The following is an 18,289-nucleotide window of genomic DNA, read 5'->3' as shown; positions in this document are numbered from 1 at the left end:
GACATGCCAAAATTTCAACGCCAGGCCATATTGGCCAAATTCCGGGAAATGATTGCCCGCCGCGAGCCGATTATTGGCGGCGGTGCGGGAACAGGACTATCAGCAAAATGTGAAGAGGCTGGCGGAATTGATTTGATCGTTATTTACAACTCAGGCCGCTATCGCATGGCGGGCCGTGGTTCGTTGGCCGGTTTGCTGGCATACGGCAATGCTAATGAAATTGTGGTTGATATGGCAAAAGAAGTGCTGCCAGTCGTCAAAAACACGCCGGTATTGGCGGGGGTTAATGGCACGGACCCATTTTGTCAGTTCGACCAATTTTTGGACCATTTGAAAGTATTGGGTTTCTCTGGTGTACAGAACTTCCCAACTGTTGGGTTAATCGACGGGAACTTCCGCGCCAACCTTGAAGAAACCGGCATGGGTTATGGTTTGGAAGTGGACATGATTCGTTTGGCTCACGAGAAAGATTTACTCACCACACCCTATGTTTTCAGTGCCGAAGATGCTGTCGCCATGGTCCAAGCGGGTGCTGATATTATTGTTCCTCATATGGGGTTAACCACCGGCGGTAACATTGGTGCTGATACCGCACTGAAGCTGGCTGACTGTGTGCCCCTGATTAACGACTGGGCAGCAGCGGCAAAAGCGGTCCGTGACGATGTGATTGTGTTGTGCCACGGTGGACCGATCTCTACGCCTGAAGATGCTCAATATATTATAGATAACTGCCCGCAATGTGACGGTTTCTACGGTGCCAGCTCTATGGAGCGGCTACCGACAGAAATTGCACTGACGGACACGACCAAAAAATTTAAAAATATAACGCGTTGATTTTGTGTCAATACTTAAGGGAAAGCCTGTTTGTGAATTTTTGCCAGGTTTTGGCTAAATGAAGGACAGGATACACAAAACCGAAGTCGATGCTGACTTCGGTTTTTTTGCTTTTGCCACTATCAGCCCGGATAGTGCTTGCCGATATCGGCCATGGCATACCATGCCAACATGTTGCCGACTTCCGCCTCACCCTCGGCAGGTGACCAGTTTGCCAGGTCTTCAGTCGCCACCGGCTGATAAGGTCCGTGTTTTACCTCAAAAATGACCGCGCCCACCTCCAGTGATAACACCGCATGCCAGATATTGGCGGGGATCTCTAAAATAGCCGTTTCTTTACCCAGTACTGCGCGGTGCGTGACTTTACCTTGCTCATCAAACAGCAACACAATAAAGCTGCCATGCAGTGCCGTCAGTAGCTCCCAGCTATGAGGATGGCGATGAGGACGGACATAGGTTTGTGGCTCCATCGCAATCGCCAAACGTTGTATTGGATCGTCAAGCTGCGGGTGAAAGTTGAGATTGGCCCTCAGGCGCGGTGATTGCTGGGCCTGCTGGCTCAGTTGCATCAGAGATTGCTGGGTGATTTGTTTCATTCGGGCTAAATATCCTTAAGAGTGGCTGAGTATAATCTAGCGCAAACCCGTAGACGTTATAAGGGGGGGGGAAGGTGGAATTTACCGGCTTTATAGTCACGTGCTGCCGGACAATAGATCCCGCCAGTAAGCACTAAAAACGGCGCCCACGAATTAACCCCTTTTAACCGGTTGACAGCCTTTTTCTTCTCGGCGTAACATGCGCGCACTATTCTTTATGGGGACATTCGCCTTGGACACACCCAGTAGATACTGGCTCAATAACCTGTTCATATGGTGCAACTTCTAAGGCTATCCTCTATTTGCTGATAGCCTTCGTGGTTGTCAGCGACCCTGCTAAACCGTCGCTGTGAGTCAGATCTCCTTAATGGTCTGAAACATAGAGTATTTCTCAATACTTACCTGTTTCTGTGCTTCAATGCGTTATCCCTATCTATCACCGCAAGGGAGTTTTGGCCGATGCTGAGCGCATTTAAATTAAGCAACAATCGCTTATGCCGTTTGGAGCTGGATGAATCAGATGACCTGACTTCCTCAATTTGGGTCGACTTAGTCGAACCGGAAGAAGAGGAGCGGGAACGCGTCCAGTGTGAGTTAGGGCAAAGCCTGGCAACCCGGCCAGAGCTGGACGATATCGAGGCATCCGCTCGATTCTTTGAAGATGAAGATGGTTTGCATATTCACTCCTTCTTCTACTACGAAGATGCTGAAGATCATGCCGGTAACTCAACGGTGGCATTTACCATCCGTGATGGCCGCCTTTATACCCTGCGTGAGCGTGAATTGCCGGCATTTCGTTTATATCGCATGCGTGCCCGTAACCAGACACTGGTTGATGGCAATGCTTATGAGCTACTGCTGGATTTGTTCGAAACCAAAATTGAACAGTTGGCAGACGAAATAGAAAATATTTACAGTGATTTGGAAGCCTTAAGTCGCGTCATTATGGAAGGCCAGCAGGGCGATGAGTATGATGCTGCGCTGTCCACCTTGGCGGAACAGGAAGATATCGGTTGGAAAGTACGTTTGTGTCTGATGGATACCCAGCGGGCACTGAATTTCTTGGTTCGTAAAGCTCGCTTGCCCAGTGGCCAATTGGAACAGGCGCGTGAGGTACTGCGCGATATTGAATCCCTGTTACCGCACAATGAATCCCTGTTCCAGAAAGTTAACTTCCTGATGCAGGCCGCTATGGGCTTTATCAATATCGAACAGAACCGCATCATTAAAATCTTCTCGGTAGTCTCGGTGGTCTTCCTGCCGCCAACACTGGTGGCATCCAGCTATGGGATGAACTTTGAGTTTATGCCTGAGCTGAGCTGGACGTTCGGTTATCCAGGGGCGATCAGTTTGATGATTATTGCTGGTCTGGCACCTTACTTGTATTTCAAACGCAAGAACTGGCTCTAACCTTCGCCCTTGAAGCTGCAGGGGTGTTAGCTGGCTGCCTACCTGCAACTTCAAGTTCTTTGGTTATCAATATTATAACTTAATGAGTAACTGAGCATTTTTTTGGCTTATACCTAAGCGCGCAATTTACGTTGGGTATAGAGCGCATCCAGGGTGAACAGCAGCAGCGCTGCCCAGATAAAGACGAAGGTCACCATTTTATCGTTACCGATCGTCTCGCCATAGAAGGTCACCGCCAGAATAAACATCAGTGTTGGGCCAAGATACTGGAAGAAGCCCAGTGTCGACAGTTTTAAACGTGTGGCGGCGGCGGTGAAGAACAACAGCGGGATGGTAGTAATCACCCCAGCGGCAGCCAGCAACACATTCAGTGACCAAGTGTTGGCATTCATGTGGCTGGTTGGACTGTCAGCAATAAAGAACAGATACACTGCAGCAATGGGTAAGAGCCACATTGTTTCAACCAACATGCCGGTTTGGGCATCAATTGCCAGCTTCTTGCGTATCAGGCCATATAAGGCAAAAGTAATCGCCAGACCCAGCCCGATTATCGGTAGGGAGCCAAATTGCCACAATTGAATTAGCACGCCACCAAAGGCCAATGCCACCGCGACCCACTGCATACGACGAAAGCGCTCGCCAAGAAATAACATGCCAAATAACACATTCACCAAAGGATTAATAAAATAACCCAAACTGGCTTCCAGCATGTGGTTGTGGTTCACCGCCCAGATAAATAATAGCCAGTTACTGGCAATCAACACGGCGGTAACGGCCAGCAAGAGTAGGCGCTTGCGGTTTCTACAAGCATTGCGCACCTGTGGCCAGTTGCGGCTAATCGTTAGCAGGATCAACATAAAGAAAAATGACCAAATAATTCGATGGGTCAAAATTTCATCAGCCGGCACCTGTTGGATTAGCTTGAAATACGCGGGGGCAAGACCCCAAATAAAATAGGCTGCCAGAGCAAAGAAAATGCCCTGACGGGTTTGTTGGTTATCCATGGTGTGGCTCGGAACAAGAAAGGAGATGCGGTGAGTGTACTTAACTTCGCGTTACGAATCATCACCGCTGACAGGTAAATCAGCCAACCAGATAGGTTGCCGTTGCGCTGGCGATATGCACCCCTCGTTCATTATGCAGCTCGACCCGGGCAACAGATACCTTATTACCACTGCGCAAAATACGGCTGCTAGCGATAAAATGTTCACCGCGACCGGGGCGCAGATAGTCGACACGCAGGTCGATGGTACCCATTTTGGCCAGTTTTATTTGCAGTTGTTCTTGAATCAGCGGCTCATGGCGAACCAGGCTGTTACCGACACAAACCAACCCGGCGGCAACATCCAGTACTGCGGCGATAACACCGCCATGCAGAATGCGTTGCGCGATATTACCCACCAGTTTGTCATTATTATCGAAGGCAATTTCAGCATAATCTTGCTCAAAACGGATTAATTCTAGCCCTAACTCACGATTAAATGGCATGTGATACACAAATACTTCACCAATCATATGACGAGCATCTTCCAGCGTTAACGTTGTTACTGACATTTTTCCCTTATTCTCTTAGTCATTGCCGATGAGCAATAATCATGCTGGTTAATTAGTTGTTTATTTTATGCTTCTACTTTGTTGTTTTCCAGTCGTTAAATCATAAAGATAAACAACACTAATCCCAGATTACATTTGTGTGTAGAATGAGCTGTTTTCATTACAAATAGAAATAATCCGTAAGATGATGGGGGAAATGATGGGAAGATTTTGGCGGTTTTTAATTTCGTTATTACTGGTGCCAACCTTGGCACAGGCAGACGAAGCAACGGTTGAGAAGATTCATGATGCGCCAACGGTACGTGGCAGCATTATCGCGGCAATGTTGCAGGATCACGATAATCCGTTCCTACTTTATCCGTATGAAACTAACTATCTGTTATATACCTATACCAGCAATATTAATAAAAATGCCATTAGCTCTTATGATTGGGCGGACAATGCCAGAAAGGATGAAGTTAAATTCCAACTGAGTTTAGGTTTCCCTATCTGGCGTGGTATTGCCGGTGAAAACTCGCTGTTGGGTGCATCTTATACCCAGCGTTCATGGTGGCAGGCTTCTAACAGCGGTGAATCTTCGCCATTCCGTGAAACGAACTACGAACCACAGGTGTTTCTGGCGTGGGCAACAGATTACGAGCTGGCGGGCTGGAATTTCCGTGAAGTAGAATTCGGTCTTAACCATCAATCCAACGGTAAAGCCGACCCAACCTCACGTAGCTGGAACCGTGCTTATACTCGTGTAATGGCACAGCGCGGCGATTGGGAAGTTGACCTGAAACCTTGGTATCGTTTGCCGGAAAGCGACGAAAAAGATGACAACCCGGATATCAATAAATACATGGGTTATTATCGTCTGAAAGTGGGTTATGCCCTGGGTGACAGTGTGTTCAGTGTGGACGGCCACTATAACTGGAATACCGGTTACGGCGGCGCTGAAATGGGCTGGAGCTACCCAATCAGTAAACATCTTCGCTTCTATACTCAGGTGTTCACGGGCTATGGTGAGTCAATGATTGACTATAACTTTAGGCAAACACGGGTGGGTATGGGTATCATGTTGAACGATGTCCTTTAACGTCATCCGGCGTTAGAACAGTTTCAGACACAGGCCGGTTAACCGGCCTGTGCAGATCTTATAGTTGGGGAAGAGTGTGTCGACCGCAGCAGTGATAAACAGGGAATTACTGGCAGTGCAGGTATTGCGAGATACTTTTGGCTATCAGCAATTCCGGCCTGGGCAACAGGAAATTATTAACGCCACGCTATCAGGGCAAGATTGTCTGGTAGTGATGCCAACCGGTGGCGGTAAATCCTTGTGTTATCAGATCCCGGCACTGGTGACGGACGGCCTGACGCTGGTCGTCTCCCCTTTAATTTCCTTAATGAAAGATCAGGTCGACCAACTGCTGGCTTATGGCGTGGGTGCGGGGTGTCTAAACTCGTCGCAAACCCGTGAACAGCAGCTAGCAGTGATGGACGGTTGCCGCAGTGGTCAGATCAAATTGCTGTATATCGCCCCGGAACGGCTGGTGATGGAGAGTTTCCTCGATCAACTGCATCAGTGGCGGCCTGCGCTGCTGGCAATCGATGAGGCGCACTGTATCTCACAATGGGGGCATGACTTCCGTCCGGAATATCGCGCCCTCGGCCAGTTAAAACAACGTTTCCCTGATTTACCGGTTATTGCCCTGACCGCCACGGCGGATGAAGCGACGCGCGGTGATATTGTGCGTTTGCTCAATTTGTCACAGCCATTGATTCAAATCAGTAGTTTTGACCGCCCCAATATTCGCTACACCTTGGTGGAGAAGTTCAAACCGCTCGATCAATTGTGGCGTTTTGTACAAGACCAGCGGGGTAAAAGTGGCATTATTTACTGTAATAGCCGGGCAAAAGTGGAAGACACGACAGCCCGCTTGCAAAGCCGTGGCCTCAGTGTTGCTGCTTACCACGCCGGGCTGGATAACGGGCGTCGGGCGCAGGTACAAGAAGCGTTCCAGCGCGATGACCTACAAGTGGTGGTCGCGACCGTGGCCTTCGGCATGGGGATTAATAAACCCAATGTCCGCTTTGTAGTGCATTTTGATATCCCACGGACTATTGAGTCTTACTATCAGGAAACTGGCCGTGCCGGGCGTGATGGCCTACCCGCTGAAGCCATGTTGCTGTATGACCCGGCAGATATGGCATGGTTACGCCGCTGTCTGGAAGACAAACCGGCGGGCGCGCAGCAAGATATCGAGCGGCATAAATTAAACGCGATGGGGGCTTTTGCTGAAGCGCAAACCTGCCGTCGCCTGGTGTTACTCAACTATTTTGGTGAGGGTAAGCAGCAGTCGTGCGGTAACTGCGATATCTGCCTTGATCCGCCAAAGCGCTACGATGGGCTGGCTGATGCGCAAAAAGCGCTTTCGTGTGTGTATCGGGTTGGGCAGCGGTTTGGTTTGGGGTATATCGTTGAAGTGTTGCGCGGGGCAAATAACCAGCGTATCCGTGAAATGGGTCATGACAAGCTGTCAGTGTATGGCATTGGCCGTGAGCAAAGTCATGAACACTGGGTCAGCGTATTGCGCCAGCTTATTCACCTTGGGCTACTGAGCCAAAATATTGCAATGTTCTCAGCCTTGCAACTGACCGAAGCCGCGCGCCCGATATTACGTGCGGAATTACCGTTACAACTGGCGGTGCCGCGTATTCAGAGCCTGAAAGTGCGCAGCAGTGCCAATCAGAAATCCTATGGTGGCAATTACGATCGCAAGTTGTTTGCCAAATTACGTAAACTGCGCAAATCTATCGCCGACGAGGGCAATATTCCGCCTTACGTGGTGTTTAACGATACCACTTTGCTGGAGATGGCTGAGCAGATGCCAATTACTGCCAGCGAGTTGTTGAGTGTCACTGGGGTCGGGCAACGTAAGCTGGAGCGCTTTGGCGCGCAGTTTATGGCAATGATCCGCGACCATGTAGATAACAACGATGATTAATATGCCGCTGACTTCTGTAGGGATAAGTTCTTCATGCTAATACTCTTTCTGACTGTCGCGCTGGTGCATCTGGTTGCGCTAATCACCCCAGGGCCAGATTTCTTTTTTGTTTCTCAAACTGCCGCCAGCCGTTCGCGCCGGGAGGCAATGATGGGGGTGGTAGGGATTTCGCTTGGGATCGTGGTCTGGGCGGGGGTGGCGCTGATGGGGCTGAACCTGATCTTACAGAAAATGGCCTGGTTGCATCAGATTATTATGGTGGGTGGCGGATTGTATCTGTGCTGGATGGGTTGGCAATTGCTGAAGTCTGCTCGTGCCAAACGTCATGCCACAGAGGTTGAGGTGCAAGTTGCATTACCTGCCCGTGGCCGGACTTTCCTGCGCGGTTTCCTGACTAATTTATCTAACCCGAAAGCCGTTATCTATTTCGGCAGCGTATTTTCACTGTTTGTCGGTAATGATGTCAGTGCCGGAGCGCGCTGGGGCTTGTTTGTGTTGATTGTCAGTGAAACCTTCGTCTGGTTCAGTATCGTGGCCTGCGTATTTGCCTTACCGGTGATGCGTCGGGGCTATCAGCGCTTATCCAAATGGATCGATGGGCTGGCCGGCGTGCTGTTTACCGGTTTTGGCATCCACTTGATCTTGTCTCGCTAGCCTGGGTGCACTATGTCATTGGATACCACTATGTCATTGGATACCATATTGTCATTGGATACCACATTGTCATTGGATACCATATTGTCATTGGATATCGCACTATGCCGTTAGATAATAGCTGGTTAACCCGTGAAGAGCAGTTTGCTGCCTTTGTTAATGGGCCGTTGTTGGATTTCTGGCAGCAGCGAGATGAAGATGAGTTTATGGGGGTTGATAATATCCCCATCCGCTACGTCCGTTTCCGCGCCCGGCAACATACTCGGGTGATAGTCGTGGTGCCTGGCCGCATTGAAAGTTACGTTAAATATCCCGAAGTGGCTTATGATCTATTCCAGCAAGGCTATGATGTAATAGTGCTGGATCATCGTGGGCAGGGGCGATCCGGGCGGATACTTGACGATAGTAACCGTGGTCATGTGATCAAGTTCGATGATTATATTGAGGATTTTGCGCAATTAGTGCAGCGCGAAATAACCGGTAGCCATTATCAGCAGCGGTTTGCACTTGCCCATTCAATGGGGGGAGCCATTCTGACCCGTTATCTGGCGAGGGAACCGGATGTATTTGGTGCTGTGGCATTATGTGCACCCATGTTTGGTATCCACTTGCCCATACCGGGCTGGCTGGCGCATCGGATTGTCGATTGGGCCGAAGGGCACCAGAAGCTGCGGGATTATTACGCTATCGGAACCGGTCAGTGGCGGCCACTGCCGTATGTGGTCAATATGCTGACTCACAGTCGCGAGCGGTATCGCCGCTATTTGCGCCAATATGCCGACACCCCGGAAATCCGCGTTGGCGGCCCCACTTATCATTGGGTCCGTGAAAGCCTGATGGTGGGTGAGAAAATTATCGCGGCAGCAGAAAAAATCACCACGCCGGTTCTATTGTTACAAGCCAGCGAGGATCGGGTGGTTCATAACCCGGCCCACAATGCTTTTTCTCAGGCAATGGCTCAGGCCGGGCACCCTTGCGAAGGGGGGCAGCCTAAGTTAATTCAAGGAGCACGTCATGAGATCCTGTTCGAACGGGACCAGCTGCGTGCCGAGGCGCTGAGCGCCATATTGCGCTTTTTCGGGCAACATCAATCATCTGTCGGCCATTATGGCTCCGACGCCACCAGAGGTTAGAACATACCGCTATGTATCATGTTGTTGCTTCCGATTTAGATGGCACCCTGCTATCACCTGACCATATTTTAACGCCTTATACCAAAGAAACCCTCAAGTTGCTGACGCAGCGCGACATACACTTTGTGTTCGCTACCGGTCGCCACCATATTGATGTCGCGCAAATCCGCGACAGTCTGGAGATCATGGCCTTTATGATCACCTCCAATGGTGCGCGGGTACACAATACTGCTGGGGAGCTGATTTTCAGTCATAACCTTGATGCAGATATTGCTCGTGATCTCTATAACATCGAACATTACAATCCAGATATCCTGACTAACGTCTATCTGAACGACGAATGGTTTATGAACCGTGAAAGCCCGGCACAGAAAGAGTTCTTCCGTGAATCCGTGTTCAACTATCAGGTATTTGAACCCGCTTTGTTGCCAACTGAGGGGGTGTGCAAAGTTTATTTCACCTGCGAAGACCATGACAAGTTATTGATTTTAGAAGAAGCCATCAATGCACGTTGGGGCGATCGGGTTAATGTCAGTTTCTCCTTCCCTACCTGTCTGGAAGTGATGGGTGGCGGGGTATCTAAGGGGCATGCACTTGAGCAAGTCGCCAAAATCATTGGTTATTCACTAAAAGAATGTATTGCTTTTGGTGATGGGATGAACGATTTGGAAATGCTGTCAATGTCAGGTAAAGGTTGCATCATGCGTGATGCGCACCAGCGCCTGAAAGATATGTTACCCAACCTGGAAGTCATTGGTTCGAATGCCGATGATGCGGTACCACACTATTTGCGTAAGATGTTTTTAGGTTCAGATAAGTAAACCTTGGCGCTTACACAGGGTGGCAGTAACAACATAAAAAAGTGGCGCGATGTCTATCATCGCGCCACTTTTTTATGTTGTTACTGCCACCCTGTGTAAGCGCCAAGGTTTACTTATCTGAACCTAAAANCCCCCCCACTTTGCTAATTATTAACCCCGAAAGTTGTTAATCGGGATTAGGGTTAACACTGAATTATCCGCTTACTGATGTTGCCCCTGCTTTTGCAGGAATTGCACACCTTGGTCCGGGAAGTCGGTAAACACCCCGTCAACTTGCGCCTGATTGTAAATAATGTCGAATAGCTGATTCGTGTTGGTGGCGTATTTTGGCAGCTTATCCGCACGGATAGTGAACGGATGCACCACCATATTGCTGGCATGGGCTTCCTTGACCATATTTGTCAGTTTGATGTTATCCGGCGTGGACGTCTCGACAACCAGCATATGGTAGTCAGGGCCGATGCCGTCAGCATACTGTGCCACTTGCTTCATTGCGCCTGGCTTGAACATCCAGTCATAGCTGTAATTCACCCATTTGCCGTCAGGCTTCTGCTCGTAGGTTTCATTCCAGTCGGTGTAAGCCACCAGTTGGACCAGTTTCAGGTCCATGCCCATCTTCGGCTCCAGCTCATTTTTGATGCGTTTCAATTCATTTGCATCAAAGCATTGCAGATAAACGTTATCGGCCTTGGTGGTGTAGCCATACTGTTTCAGCACTTCTAACACCTTCGTCGAGATGTCTTTGCCTTCTTGTTGATGGAACCAAGGGGCTTTAATTTCAGGATATATGCCGACGTTTTTACCGGTCGAATGATTCAGACCTTGAACAAATTCAATCTCTTCCTGGAAAGTATGCACACGGAAGTCAGATTTTCCCATTGGGAAACGGCCCGGATAGCTCTGTACTTTTTTACCGTCTTTAGCAATATCAAAGCCTTCGGTAAATTTCAGTGACTTAATTTCCGGTAACGTAAAGTCGATGGCGTAATAGCGGCCATCTTTGCGTGCACGATCTGGGAAGCGCTCGGCAACATCGGTCACTCGGTCCAGATAATGGTCGTGTAACACGACCAACTCATTATCTTTGGTCATGACCAAATCTTGTTCTAAATAATCAGCACCTTGCGCATAAGCCATCGCTTTGGCTGGCAGGCTGTGCTCAGGCAAATAGCCACTGGCACCACGGTGCGCGATAACGACTTTGTTTGCTGACGGTTGGGTGAGTGCAGATTTATCCGTGGATGAGGATTCTGCCGCTTGTGCCATACCGGCTACTGAAGATGCCAGAATAATACTCGCCACCAGTGTTTTGATGTGGGTTTGCATTGATAGTGCTCCTTTTATACCCGTCGTACTTGAAGCTGCAGGGGTGTTCGCGACGTTCACTCACCCGAATCACTGACTTGTATCAGCTCATCGGGATGAGTTCGCTTGCAGCCTACCTGCAACGCCAATTACTTTGGGTATATTTGCAATTAACTTATACAATCAACTTATAAGTTTTGTTTTCTAGCCATCTCAGCGTGATGTTTTTTCTCGCTAAACATCACCACGATCAGTAACAGTACTGCCACAATACTGCCGCCGATCATAACCATAAAGCCGCCGTCCCAACCGAAGTAGTCAACGGTGTAACCGACAATGGCACTGGCTGCGACCGAGCCGCCCAGATAACCAAACAGGCCGGTAAAGCCCGCTGCAGTACCTGCCGCTTTTTTCGGTGCTAACTCAAGAGCATGCAAGCCTATCAACATCACTGGGCCGTAAATCAAGAAGCCGATAGTGATCATACAAGCCATATCGATGCCAGGGTTACCGACCGGGTTTAGCCAGTAAATGATGGTAGCGATGGTGACCAACGTCATAAAGAACACGCCGGTTGCCCCACGGTTCCCTTTAAACACTTTGTCCGACATCCAACCACACAGCAGCGTCCCTGGAATACCCGCGTATTCATACAGGAAGTAAGCCCATGAGGATTTATCCAGTGCGAAGTGTTTCACTTCTTTCAGGTAGGTAGGCGACCAGTCGAGGATGCCGTAACGCAGCAAATAAACAAAAACGTTAGCAATCGCGATATACCACAACAGTTTGTTGGGCAATATGTATTGCATAAAGATTTGCTTCGCGGTCAGCTCTTCTTCTGCTTCTTCCGTGTAGTCATCCGGATAGTCATTTTTGTACTCTTCAATCGGAGGCAAGCCAACAGATTGAGGGGTATCGCGCATCAGACCGAAGACAATTAATGCCACCAGAATGGCACCGAAAGCCGGCATGTAGAGGGCTGCTTTCCAGTCGTTAAACCATGCCATCCCTAGCAGGAACAGCAATGGCGGCAACCCACCACCCACGTTATGGGCGCAGTTCCATACCGACACGATGCTGCCGCGCTCTTTCTTCGACCACCAATGCACCATGGTACGGCCACATGGCGGCCACCCCATTCCCTGGAACCAACCGCACAGGAACAGCAACACAAACATCACCGCGATACTGGAGGTTGCCCACGGCACGAAGCCCATAAACAGCATCACAGCAGCGGAGAGAATCAGACCGGCAGAGAGGAATATCCGTGGATTCGAACGGTCAGACACCGAACCCATGATGAATTTTGAGAAACCGTAGGCGATGGAAATACCGGATAATGCTAAACCCAGATCCCCGCGTGAGAAGCCTTGTTCAACCAGATACGGCATGGCCAACGTGAAGTTTTTACGCACCAAATAGTAGGCAGCGTAACCGAAGAAGATACCCATGAATATTTGCCAGCGTAAGCGGCGATAGGTTGGGTCAATCTGATCTGCGGGAAGCCGAGCCTGATGCGGCGCGGGCTTAAAAATGCTCAACATGTGTGCCTCCGATGGCGTTTTCTAGTTTTGACTCCGGTATAGCCTGGTATCTATCCGTTTATTAAATGCAGTCGTTTATTAAATGCAGCCATTTATTTAATGCAGTCAATGATTAGACAGCTAATTTGCTGTCGTTTATGTTCCATAACGAGCACCATGCTAGATAGATTCCTATAACTTATCTGTGAGTGGTGGCTCATTTGTTACAGTTATATGAAAGCGGCGGCAATTTTGAGCGATTGGTTAACATTTTGAAACCCATAAAGACAAATTACCTGTGATCTTGATCACAATCATGCTCTTTAAACGTCAAATCAGTTTCGTTTTTAGTTCGTTTTTGTTCCTTATCAAACAATAACCTTAAAAATTATGGCCCAATAGACGCATAATTAGCCGCCAGGCGGCTGTTTGATAATGTGGGGCCTTCATGACGAACAGTTCTCCGTACACAGAAACAGAGGTCATCATTATAGGTGGGGGGGCGACCGGAGCCGGGATTGCCCGAGATTGCGCCCGCCGAGGTTTGGCATGTACGTTGTTGGAACGGCATGACATTGCCACCGGTGCGACTGGCCGTAACCACGGCTTATTGCACAGCGGTGCGCGCTATGCAGTGACTGACGGTGAATCCGCCCGCGAATGTATTGAAGAAAATCGTATTCTCAAGCGCATTGCTCGCCATTGTATTGAGCAAACCGACGGCCTGTTTATCACTTTGCCGGAGGACTCCCTGGAATATCAGCAGCAATTTATCGCGCGCTGTCAGGATGCCGGAATCGAGGCTGAATCCATTGATCCTAAACAGGCATTACGACTGGAACCGGCCGTCAACCCAGCATTGATAGCCGCCGTTCGGGTACCTGATGGTACGGTTGACCCGTTTCGCTTAACCGCCGCGAATATGCTCGATGCCCGTGAGCACGGTGCAAATGTACTGACTTATCATGACGTCGTCGGGCTATTACGCCAGGGTGACCGGGTGACCGGCGTGCGCGTTTTCGATCATAAAAATCAGCGCCAATATGAGATTCATGCGCAGATTGTTGTCAATGCCGCCGGGATCTGGGGGCAACACATTGCCGAATACGCCGATCTGCGTATCCGCATGTTTCCGGCAAAAGGTGCACTGTTGATCCTAGGTCATCGGATCAACAACATGGTGATCAACCGCTGCCGTAAACCAGCCGATGCCGATATTCTGGTGCCGGGCGATACCATTTCACTGATCGGTACCACCTCTACCCATATTGAATACGATCAGATAGACAATATGGTAGTAACGGCACAAGAGGTGGATACCTTAATTCGCGAGGGGTCAAAACTTTCACCACAACTGGCGAAAACGCGCATTTTACGTGCCTATGCGGGGGTCAGACCGCTGGTTGCCAGTGATGATGACCCGTCAGGGCGTAACGTCAGCCGTGGAATCGTATTACTGGATCACGCCAGTCGCGATGGGCTGGAAGGTTTTATCACCATTACTGGCGGCAAGCTGATGACCTACCGGCTGATGGCGGAATGGGCGACGGATAAAGTATGTGAAAAACTGGGCGTTACCGTAGCCTGTACCACAGCCCAAGAGCCGCTACCCGGTTCACAGCAATCGGCGGAACAGACGCTCAGTAAAGTGATTTCTCTGCCTGCCAGCATTCGCGGCTCGGCAGTTTATCGCCACGGCGACCGTGCCACACAGTTATTGGCGGGAAACCGTCTGGACAACAGTCTGGTGTGTGAGTGTGAGGCGGTTACTGCCGGTGAAGTACGCTATGCCGTTGAATCTTTGTCAGTTAATAATCTCATGGATTTACGTCGCCGCACCCGTGTCGGTATGGGGACCTGTCAGGGTGAACTCTGTGCCTGCCGTGCCGCCGGTTTACTCAACCACTTTAAAGTGACCACCCCGCAGCAATCCCGTGAACAGCTTAGCCAGTTCTTGAATGAGCGCTGGAAAGGTGTCCGTCCAATAGCTTGGGGGGATGCGTTGCGGGAGAGTGAGTTTACGAATTGGGTTTATCAGGGACTCTGCGGTCTGGATGATACTCAGCCTGCGGCCAATGTGCGGGAGAAACACGATGAAATTTGATGTGATTATCATCGGCGGTGGATTAGCTGGGCTGACCTGCGGTATCCGTCTGGCTGAGCAAGGCAAATATTGTGCGATTGTCAGCGCGGGCCAAAATGCACTGCACTTTTCCTCCGGATCTTTGGATCTGTTGACAAAATTACCCGATGGGCGGGCGGTTAGCCAGCCATTATCCGCACTTGATGCTTTGGCTGAGTTAGCGCCTGAACACCCGTACAGCAAGATGGGGCGCGTGGGTGCGTTGGCGCAAGAGGCCGAATCCCTATTGCAGCGATGTGGCCTGAAGCTGGTGGGCAGTGCGGCTAAAAATCACCTGCGCCTTACCCCTTTGGGCAGTTGCCGGTCAACGTGGCTCAGCCCTGCCGATATTCCGGTGGCACCATTGGAAGAGCCACTGCCGTGGCAAAAAGTCGCGGTGATTGGTATTGAAGGTTTCCTCGATTTTCAACCACAGATGGTTGCCAGTTCCTTGCAGGATCAAGGCGTCGATGCCACTTCAGATTATCTGCATTTACCGGCGCTCGACCGTTTACGGGATAACCCCAGTGAATTCCGCGCCGTGAATATTGCTCGCGTGCTGGATCTACCGCAAAACCTGCAACCCCTGGCGGATGAGTTATCTCGTTTATCATCCACTTCGGAAATGATTTTGCTACCAGCTTGCATTGGGCTGGATGAGTCAGCGCCATTGGACGCCTTGCGTGCGGCGGTAGGCAAACCTATTCAACTGCTACCGACTCTGCCACCTTCATTGCTCGGCATGCGCTTACATCAGGCTCTACGCCAGCGTTTCCAGCAATTAGGCGGTATCGTTATGCCCGGTGATGCGGTATTGCGTGCCGAACTGGTGGGTAACCGGATTACCGGACTTTATAGCCGTAATCATGGTGATATTCCATTGCGCGCAGCCCAAATGGTGCTGGCCAGCGGCAGTTTCTTCAGTAATGGGTTGGTGGCGACTTTTGAGCATGTCTATGAGCCAATACTGGATCTGGATATTTTATCGCTGCCTAACCGTGCCGACTGGAGCCGTAGCAATATGTTTGCGCCACAGCCCTATCTACAATTTGGTGTCAATACCGATAACCGGCTACGGGCGCTGCGTGGCGGTATCGCATTGGATAATCTGCATGTTATTGGTGCGGTATTGGGAGGATACGACCCATTGCAACAAGGTTGTGGCGCAGGCGTTTCGCTGACCAGTGCTCTGTTCGTTGCCGAGCAGATTGTCAGTGCGATGGAGGTGACATTATGACGTGGTTGCCACAGCGTGGAGATAGCGAAACGGCTTCTCAAGATAAACATCCGGCACGGGATAACAGTTTTGAAAGTTGTATCAAATGTACGGTTTGCACCACGTATTGCCCGGTGGCGAAGGTCAACCCACTTTATCCGGGGCCGAAACAGGCCGGTCCCGACGGCGAGCGTCTGCGCCTGAAAGATCCCGCACTGTACGACGACGCATTGAAATATTGTACTAACTGTAAACGCTGCGAAGTGGCGTGCCCGTCAGATGTCAAAATCGGTGACATTATTCAACGGGCTAAAGCCAGCTACAGTAGCAACAAACCCAAACTACGCGATGCTATCCTCAGCCATACCGACATTATGGGTACCCTCTCAACGCCATTTGCGCCAGTAGTCAATGCCGTCACCGGTTTGAAACCGCTACGTGCCTTGTTGGATAAGGCACTGAAAATTGACCATCGGCGTGAATTACCAAAATACTCATTCGGCACTTTTCGCCGTTGGTATCGCCAACAGGCTGAAAAACAGCAGCAATATGCCGAGCAGGTCGCGTTTTTCCACGGTTGCTTCGTTAATTACAACCATCCACAATTAGGTAAAGACTTAGTCAGTGTATTCAATGCGATGAATATTGGCGTTCAATTGCTTAAACGGGAAAAATGCTGCGGTGTGCCGCTGATTGCGAATGGTTTTATTGAGCAGGCGAAAAAACAGGCGCGGGTGAATCTGGCATCACTGACTGATGCCGTTATTGGGCGAGATATCCCGGTGGTCGCTACCTCATCAAGTTGTACCTTTACTCTGCGCGATGAGTATCCACACTTGCTGGATGTCGATACCACGCCAGTGCGAGATAAAGTAGAACTGGCCACCCGTTATCTCTATCGTTTATTCGAAAGAGGTCGCGAGTTGCCATTGAAACCTCTTTTCTCATCAAAAAACGTACCATTGCGTATCGCTTACCACACGCCTTGTCATATGGAAAAAATGGGCTGGACAGCTTATACCCTGGCGTTGTTACGGCGTATTCCTGATATTGAGTTGGTGGTTTTGGATTCTCAGTGTTGCGGGATTGCGGGGACTTACGGTTTTAAATCAGAGAATTATGAGACATCCCAAGGTATTGGGGCCGCGTTATTCCAGCAAATTGAGGACAGTGGCGTTGACCTGGTGATTACTGATTGCGAAACCTGCAAATGGCAGATTGAAATGTCGACCAGTAAAAAATGCGAGCATCCGATCACCCTACTGGCACGGGCGCTCATTTAATCGATTACAGGATATAAAAATAAAGCGCAGCCTAAGCTGCGCTCAGACTACTGACAAACCTTGACGACGCGATCTTGCTCGGTGAGGACGGGCAGAAGAGTAAAGCGTCCGCGCCAGGGATGGCGCGGCTCGAGCTTACATGGATGTATTCACGGCGTCTTTACGATCTGCTTGTTGTCACCGCTCCGAGCACTTTGTCATTAACCTCAGCGTAGCCTAAGCGGCACCCTGTTGATCAAGATTATCTCAGTTTCAAGGAACTGATAATGAGTTTTCTTTCAACTTCAGGGTGCTGATAATGGATTCTGCTTCAGTTTGCGCTTGTTGCTGATTTTCAGCCGGTAGGGTAATTTGCAGTGTCATCAAATGGTTATCAACTTTCCCCATCACGACTGACGAATAGGCTTTTTCACCGCCGCTGGTAATAATGCTGTCCAACTGCTGGAACGGTTGGCCGTCGAGTTTAATCGCTTTGTTCGTTATCACTTGCAGATTTGCATCACGAGCGCGTTGTTGCTCGGCTAAACGCTCAGTCAGCACGTCCAACCCTTCATTGGTATCATCACCTAAAATAACAATAACGGCTTTATCACCGGTTTTATTGGCGTAAACGTGCATATTATTGGCTTGATTACCCATTTTCCCGCTTTGGTCTGACAAGTCTGCCGGCAAGCTAAACGTCACGTTGCCTTCCAGCAGGCTGACCGACTGGCCAACATTGCTATTGCTGCTGTTATCACAGGCACTTAATCCTGCAACCAACAGGCCAATTGCGAGAAACTTGGTTATTTTATGCATGGGAATCCCTTATTAATGATTAATGGCCTTATCGCACCTTATTCAGACGCCAA

The 18,289-nt window shown here is 49.7% G+C and carries 16 protein-coding genes and 1 pseudogene; 11 read left to right on the top strand and 6 right to left on the bottom strand.

Annotated features, from left to right (window positions below):
* The first annotated feature begins 3 nt into the window (after positions 1 to 3).
* Complete coding sequence (locus AEP37_RS03845) at positions 4 to 834, top strand: phosphoenolpyruvate hydrolase family protein (protein ID WP_049610148.1); 831 nt, start codon at positions 4 to 6, stop codon at positions 832 to 834.
* A 122-nt stretch (positions 835 to 956) separates the two neighbouring features.
* Here AEP37_RS03845 and AEP37_RS03840 read toward each other — a convergent pair whose 3' ends face one another.
* Positions 957 to 1,430 carry a WbuC family cupin fold metalloprotein gene (locus tag AEP37_RS03840; RefSeq protein ID WP_049610146.1) on the bottom strand — a complete coding sequence of 158 codons (474 nt, stop codon included), beginning with the start codon at positions 1,428 to 1,430 and terminating at the stop codon, positions 957 to 959.
* Between the two features lie 459 nt (positions 1,431 to 1,889).
* Between AEP37_RS03840 and corA the strand changes: the two genes are divergently transcribed.
* Positions 1,890 to 2,840 carry a magnesium/cobalt transporter CorA gene (gene corA / locus AEP37_RS03835; RefSeq protein ID WP_049610144.1) on the top strand — a complete coding sequence of 317 codons (951 nt, stop codon included), beginning with the start codon at positions 1,890 to 1,892 and terminating at the stop codon, positions 2,838 to 2,840.
* A 113-nt stretch (positions 2,841 to 2,953) separates the two neighbouring features.
* On the opposite strand, the gene rarD is transcribed toward corA, so the two are convergent.
* Both rarD and AEP37_RS03825 read right to left on the bottom strand, forming a co-directional pair.
* Positions 2,954 to 3,844 carry an EamA family transporter RarD gene (gene rarD / locus AEP37_RS03830; protein WP_049610141.1) on the bottom strand — a complete coding sequence of 297 codons (891 nt, stop codon included), beginning with the start codon at positions 3,842 to 3,844 and terminating at the stop codon, positions 2,954 to 2,956.
* A gap of 79 nt (positions 3,845 to 3,923) precedes the next feature.
* Entirely contained in the window at positions 3,924 to 4,394 is a 471-nt protein-coding gene (locus AEP37_RS03825; protein WP_049610139.1) for a thioesterase family protein, read from the bottom strand.
* A gap of 199 nt (positions 4,395 to 4,593) precedes the next feature.
* Between AEP37_RS03825 and pldA the strand changes: the two genes are divergently transcribed.
* The 5 genes from pldA to yigL all read left to right on the top strand — a co-directional run bounded on the left by pldA (position 4,594) and on the right by yigL (position 9,989).
* Positions 4,594 to 5,472 (top strand): phospholipase A, encoded by an 879-nt coding sequence (gene pldA, locus AEP37_RS03820; protein ID WP_049610136.1) that lies wholly within the window; start codon positions 4,594 to 4,596, stop codon positions 5,470 to 5,472.
* Positions 5,473 to 5,548: 76 nt separating this feature from the next.
* A complete protein-coding gene (gene recQ, locus AEP37_RS03815; RefSeq protein WP_049610133.1) occupies positions 5,549 to 7,381 on the top strand; it encodes an ATP-dependent DNA helicase RecQ in 1,833 nt (610 codons plus the stop codon).
* Positions 7,382 to 7,414: 33 nt separating this feature from the next.
* Positions 7,415 to 8,035 carry a threonine export protein RhtC gene (rhtC, locus tag AEP37_RS03810; protein ID WP_049610130.1) on the top strand — a complete coding sequence of 207 codons (621 nt, stop codon included), beginning with the start codon at positions 7,415 to 7,417 and terminating at the stop codon, positions 8,033 to 8,035.
* Between the two features lie 104 nt (positions 8,036 to 8,139).
* Positions 8,140 to 9,168, top strand: a complete 1,029-nt coding sequence (gene pldB / locus AEP37_RS03805) for a lysophospholipase L2 (protein ID WP_049610129.1) — start codon at positions 8,140 to 8,142, stop codon at positions 9,166 to 9,168.
* Positions 9,169 to 9,179: 11 nt separating this feature from the next.
* A complete protein-coding gene (yigL, locus tag AEP37_RS03800) occupies positions 9,180 to 9,989 on the top strand; it encodes a sugar/pyridoxal phosphate phosphatase YigL (protein WP_049610125.1) in 810 nt (269 codons plus the stop codon).
* Positions 9,990 to 10,190: 201 nt separating this feature from the next.
* Here yigL and glpQ read toward each other — a convergent pair whose 3' ends face one another.
* Positions 10,191 to 11,315, bottom strand: coding sequence for a glycerophosphodiester phosphodiesterase (gene glpQ, locus AEP37_RS03795; RefSeq protein WP_049610122.1), 1,125 nt, complete (start codon positions 11,313 to 11,315; stop codon positions 10,191 to 10,193).
* A gap of 167 nt (positions 11,316 to 11,482) precedes the next feature.
* Positions 11,483 to 12,838 (bottom strand): glycerol-3-phosphate transporter, encoded by a 1,356-nt coding sequence (gene glpT, locus AEP37_RS03790; RefSeq protein WP_049610119.1) that lies wholly within the window; start codon positions 12,836 to 12,838, stop codon positions 11,483 to 11,485.
* Positions 12,839 to 13,265: 427 nt separating this feature from the next.
* Here glpT and glpA point away from each other — a divergent pair, with 427 nt between their 5' ends.
* From glpA to AEP37_RS27685, 4 genes and pseudogenes are all read left to right on the top strand, one after another.
* Positions 13,266 to 14,921 (top strand): anaerobic glycerol-3-phosphate dehydrogenase subunit A, encoded by a 1,656-nt coding sequence (gene glpA / locus AEP37_RS03785; protein ID WP_049610116.1) that lies wholly within the window; start codon positions 13,266 to 13,268, stop codon positions 14,919 to 14,921.
* Positions 14,911 to 16,176 carry a glycerol-3-phosphate dehydrogenase subunit GlpB gene (gene glpB / locus AEP37_RS03780; protein WP_049610113.1) on the top strand — a complete coding sequence of 422 codons (1,266 nt, stop codon included), beginning with the start codon at positions 14,911 to 14,913 and terminating at the stop codon, positions 16,174 to 16,176. Before glpA ends, glpB begins: the two co-directional genes overlap by 11 nt.
* On the top strand, positions 16,173 to 17,438 hold the full coding sequence (gene glpC / locus AEP37_RS03775) for an anaerobic glycerol-3-phosphate dehydrogenase subunit GlpC (protein WP_049610110.1): 1,266 nt from the start codon (positions 16,173 to 16,175) through the stop codon (positions 17,436 to 17,438). The genes glpB and glpC overlap by 4 nt, the downstream gene beginning before the upstream one ends.
* A 139-nt stretch (positions 17,439 to 17,577) precedes the next feature.
* Positions 17,578 to 17,649: pseudogene (locus AEP37_RS27685) on the top strand (gluconate 5-dehydrogenase); the annotation flags it as partial.
* A gap of 41 nt (positions 17,650 to 17,690) precedes the next feature.
* On the opposite strand, the gene AEP37_RS03770 reads toward AEP37_RS27685, so the two are convergent.
* Positions 17,691 to 18,236 carry a DcrB family lipoprotein gene (locus AEP37_RS03770; RefSeq protein ID WP_049610107.1) on the bottom strand — a complete coding sequence of 182 codons (546 nt, stop codon included), beginning with the start codon at positions 18,234 to 18,236 and terminating at the stop codon, positions 17,691 to 17,693.
* Between the last annotated feature and the right edge of the window lie 53 nt (positions 18,237 to 18,289).

Origin of the sequence: Yersinia pekkanenii, from assembly GCF_001152565.1 — a bacterium.
In the GTDB taxonomy this organism is placed as follows: domain Bacteria; phylum Pseudomonadota; class Gammaproteobacteria; order Enterobacterales; family Enterobacteriaceae; genus Yersinia; species Yersinia pekkanenii.
The sequence above is the reverse complement of the archived record's forward strand: the minus strand, read 5'-3'. Positions and strand labels throughout refer to the sequence as shown.

Coding starts and splice junctions, on each gene's coding strand:
- AEP37_RS03845 (WP_049610148.1), top strand. CDS start 4: ATGCCAAAATTTCAACGCCAGGCCATATTGGCCAAATTCCGGGAAATG.
- AEP37_RS03840 (WP_049610146.1), bottom strand. CDS start 1,430: ATGAAACAAATCACCCAGCAATCTCTGATGCAACTGAGCCAGCAGGCC.
- corA (WP_049610144.1), top strand. CDS start 1,890: ATGCTGAGCGCATTTAAATTAAGCAACAATCGCTTATGCCGTTTGGAG.
- rarD (WP_049610141.1), bottom strand. CDS start 3,844: ATGGATAACCAACAAACCCGTCAGGGCATTTTCTTTGCTCTGGCAGCC.
- AEP37_RS03825 (WP_049610139.1), bottom strand. CDS start 4,394: ATGTCAGTAACAACGTTAACGCTGGAAGATGCTCGTCATATGATTGGT.
- pldA (WP_049610136.1), top strand. CDS start 4,594: ATGGGAAGATTTTGGCGGTTTTTAATTTCGTTATTACTGGTGCCAACC.
- rhtC (WP_049610130.1), top strand. CDS start 7,415: ATGCTAATACTCTTTCTGACTGTCGCGCTGGTGCATCTGGTTGCGCTA.
- pldB (WP_049610129.1), top strand. CDS start 8,140: ATGCCGTTAGATAATAGCTGGTTAACCCGTGAAGAGCAGTTTGCTGCC.
- yigL (WP_049610125.1), top strand. CDS start 9,180: ATGTATCATGTTGTTGCTTCCGATTTAGATGGCACCCTGCTATCACCT.
- glpQ (WP_049610122.1), bottom strand. CDS start 11,315: ATGCAAACCCACATCAAAACACTGGTGGCGAGTATTATTCTGGCATCT.
- glpT (WP_049610119.1), bottom strand. CDS start 12,838: ATGTTGAGCATTTTTAAGCCCGCGCCGCATCAGGCTCGGCTTCCCGCA.
- glpA (WP_049610116.1), top strand. CDS start 13,266: ATGACGAACAGTTCTCCGTACACAGAAACAGAGGTCATCATTATAGGT.
- glpB (WP_049610113.1), top strand. CDS start 14,911: ATGAAATTTGATGTGATTATCATCGGCGGTGGATTAGCTGGGCTGACC.
- glpC (WP_049610110.1), top strand. CDS start 16,173: ATGACGTGGTTGCCACAGCGTGGAGATAGCGAAACGGCTTCTCAAGAT.
- AEP37_RS03770 (WP_049610107.1), bottom strand. CDS start 18,236: ATGCATAAAATAACCAAGTTTCTCGCAATTGGCCTGTTGGTTGCAGGA.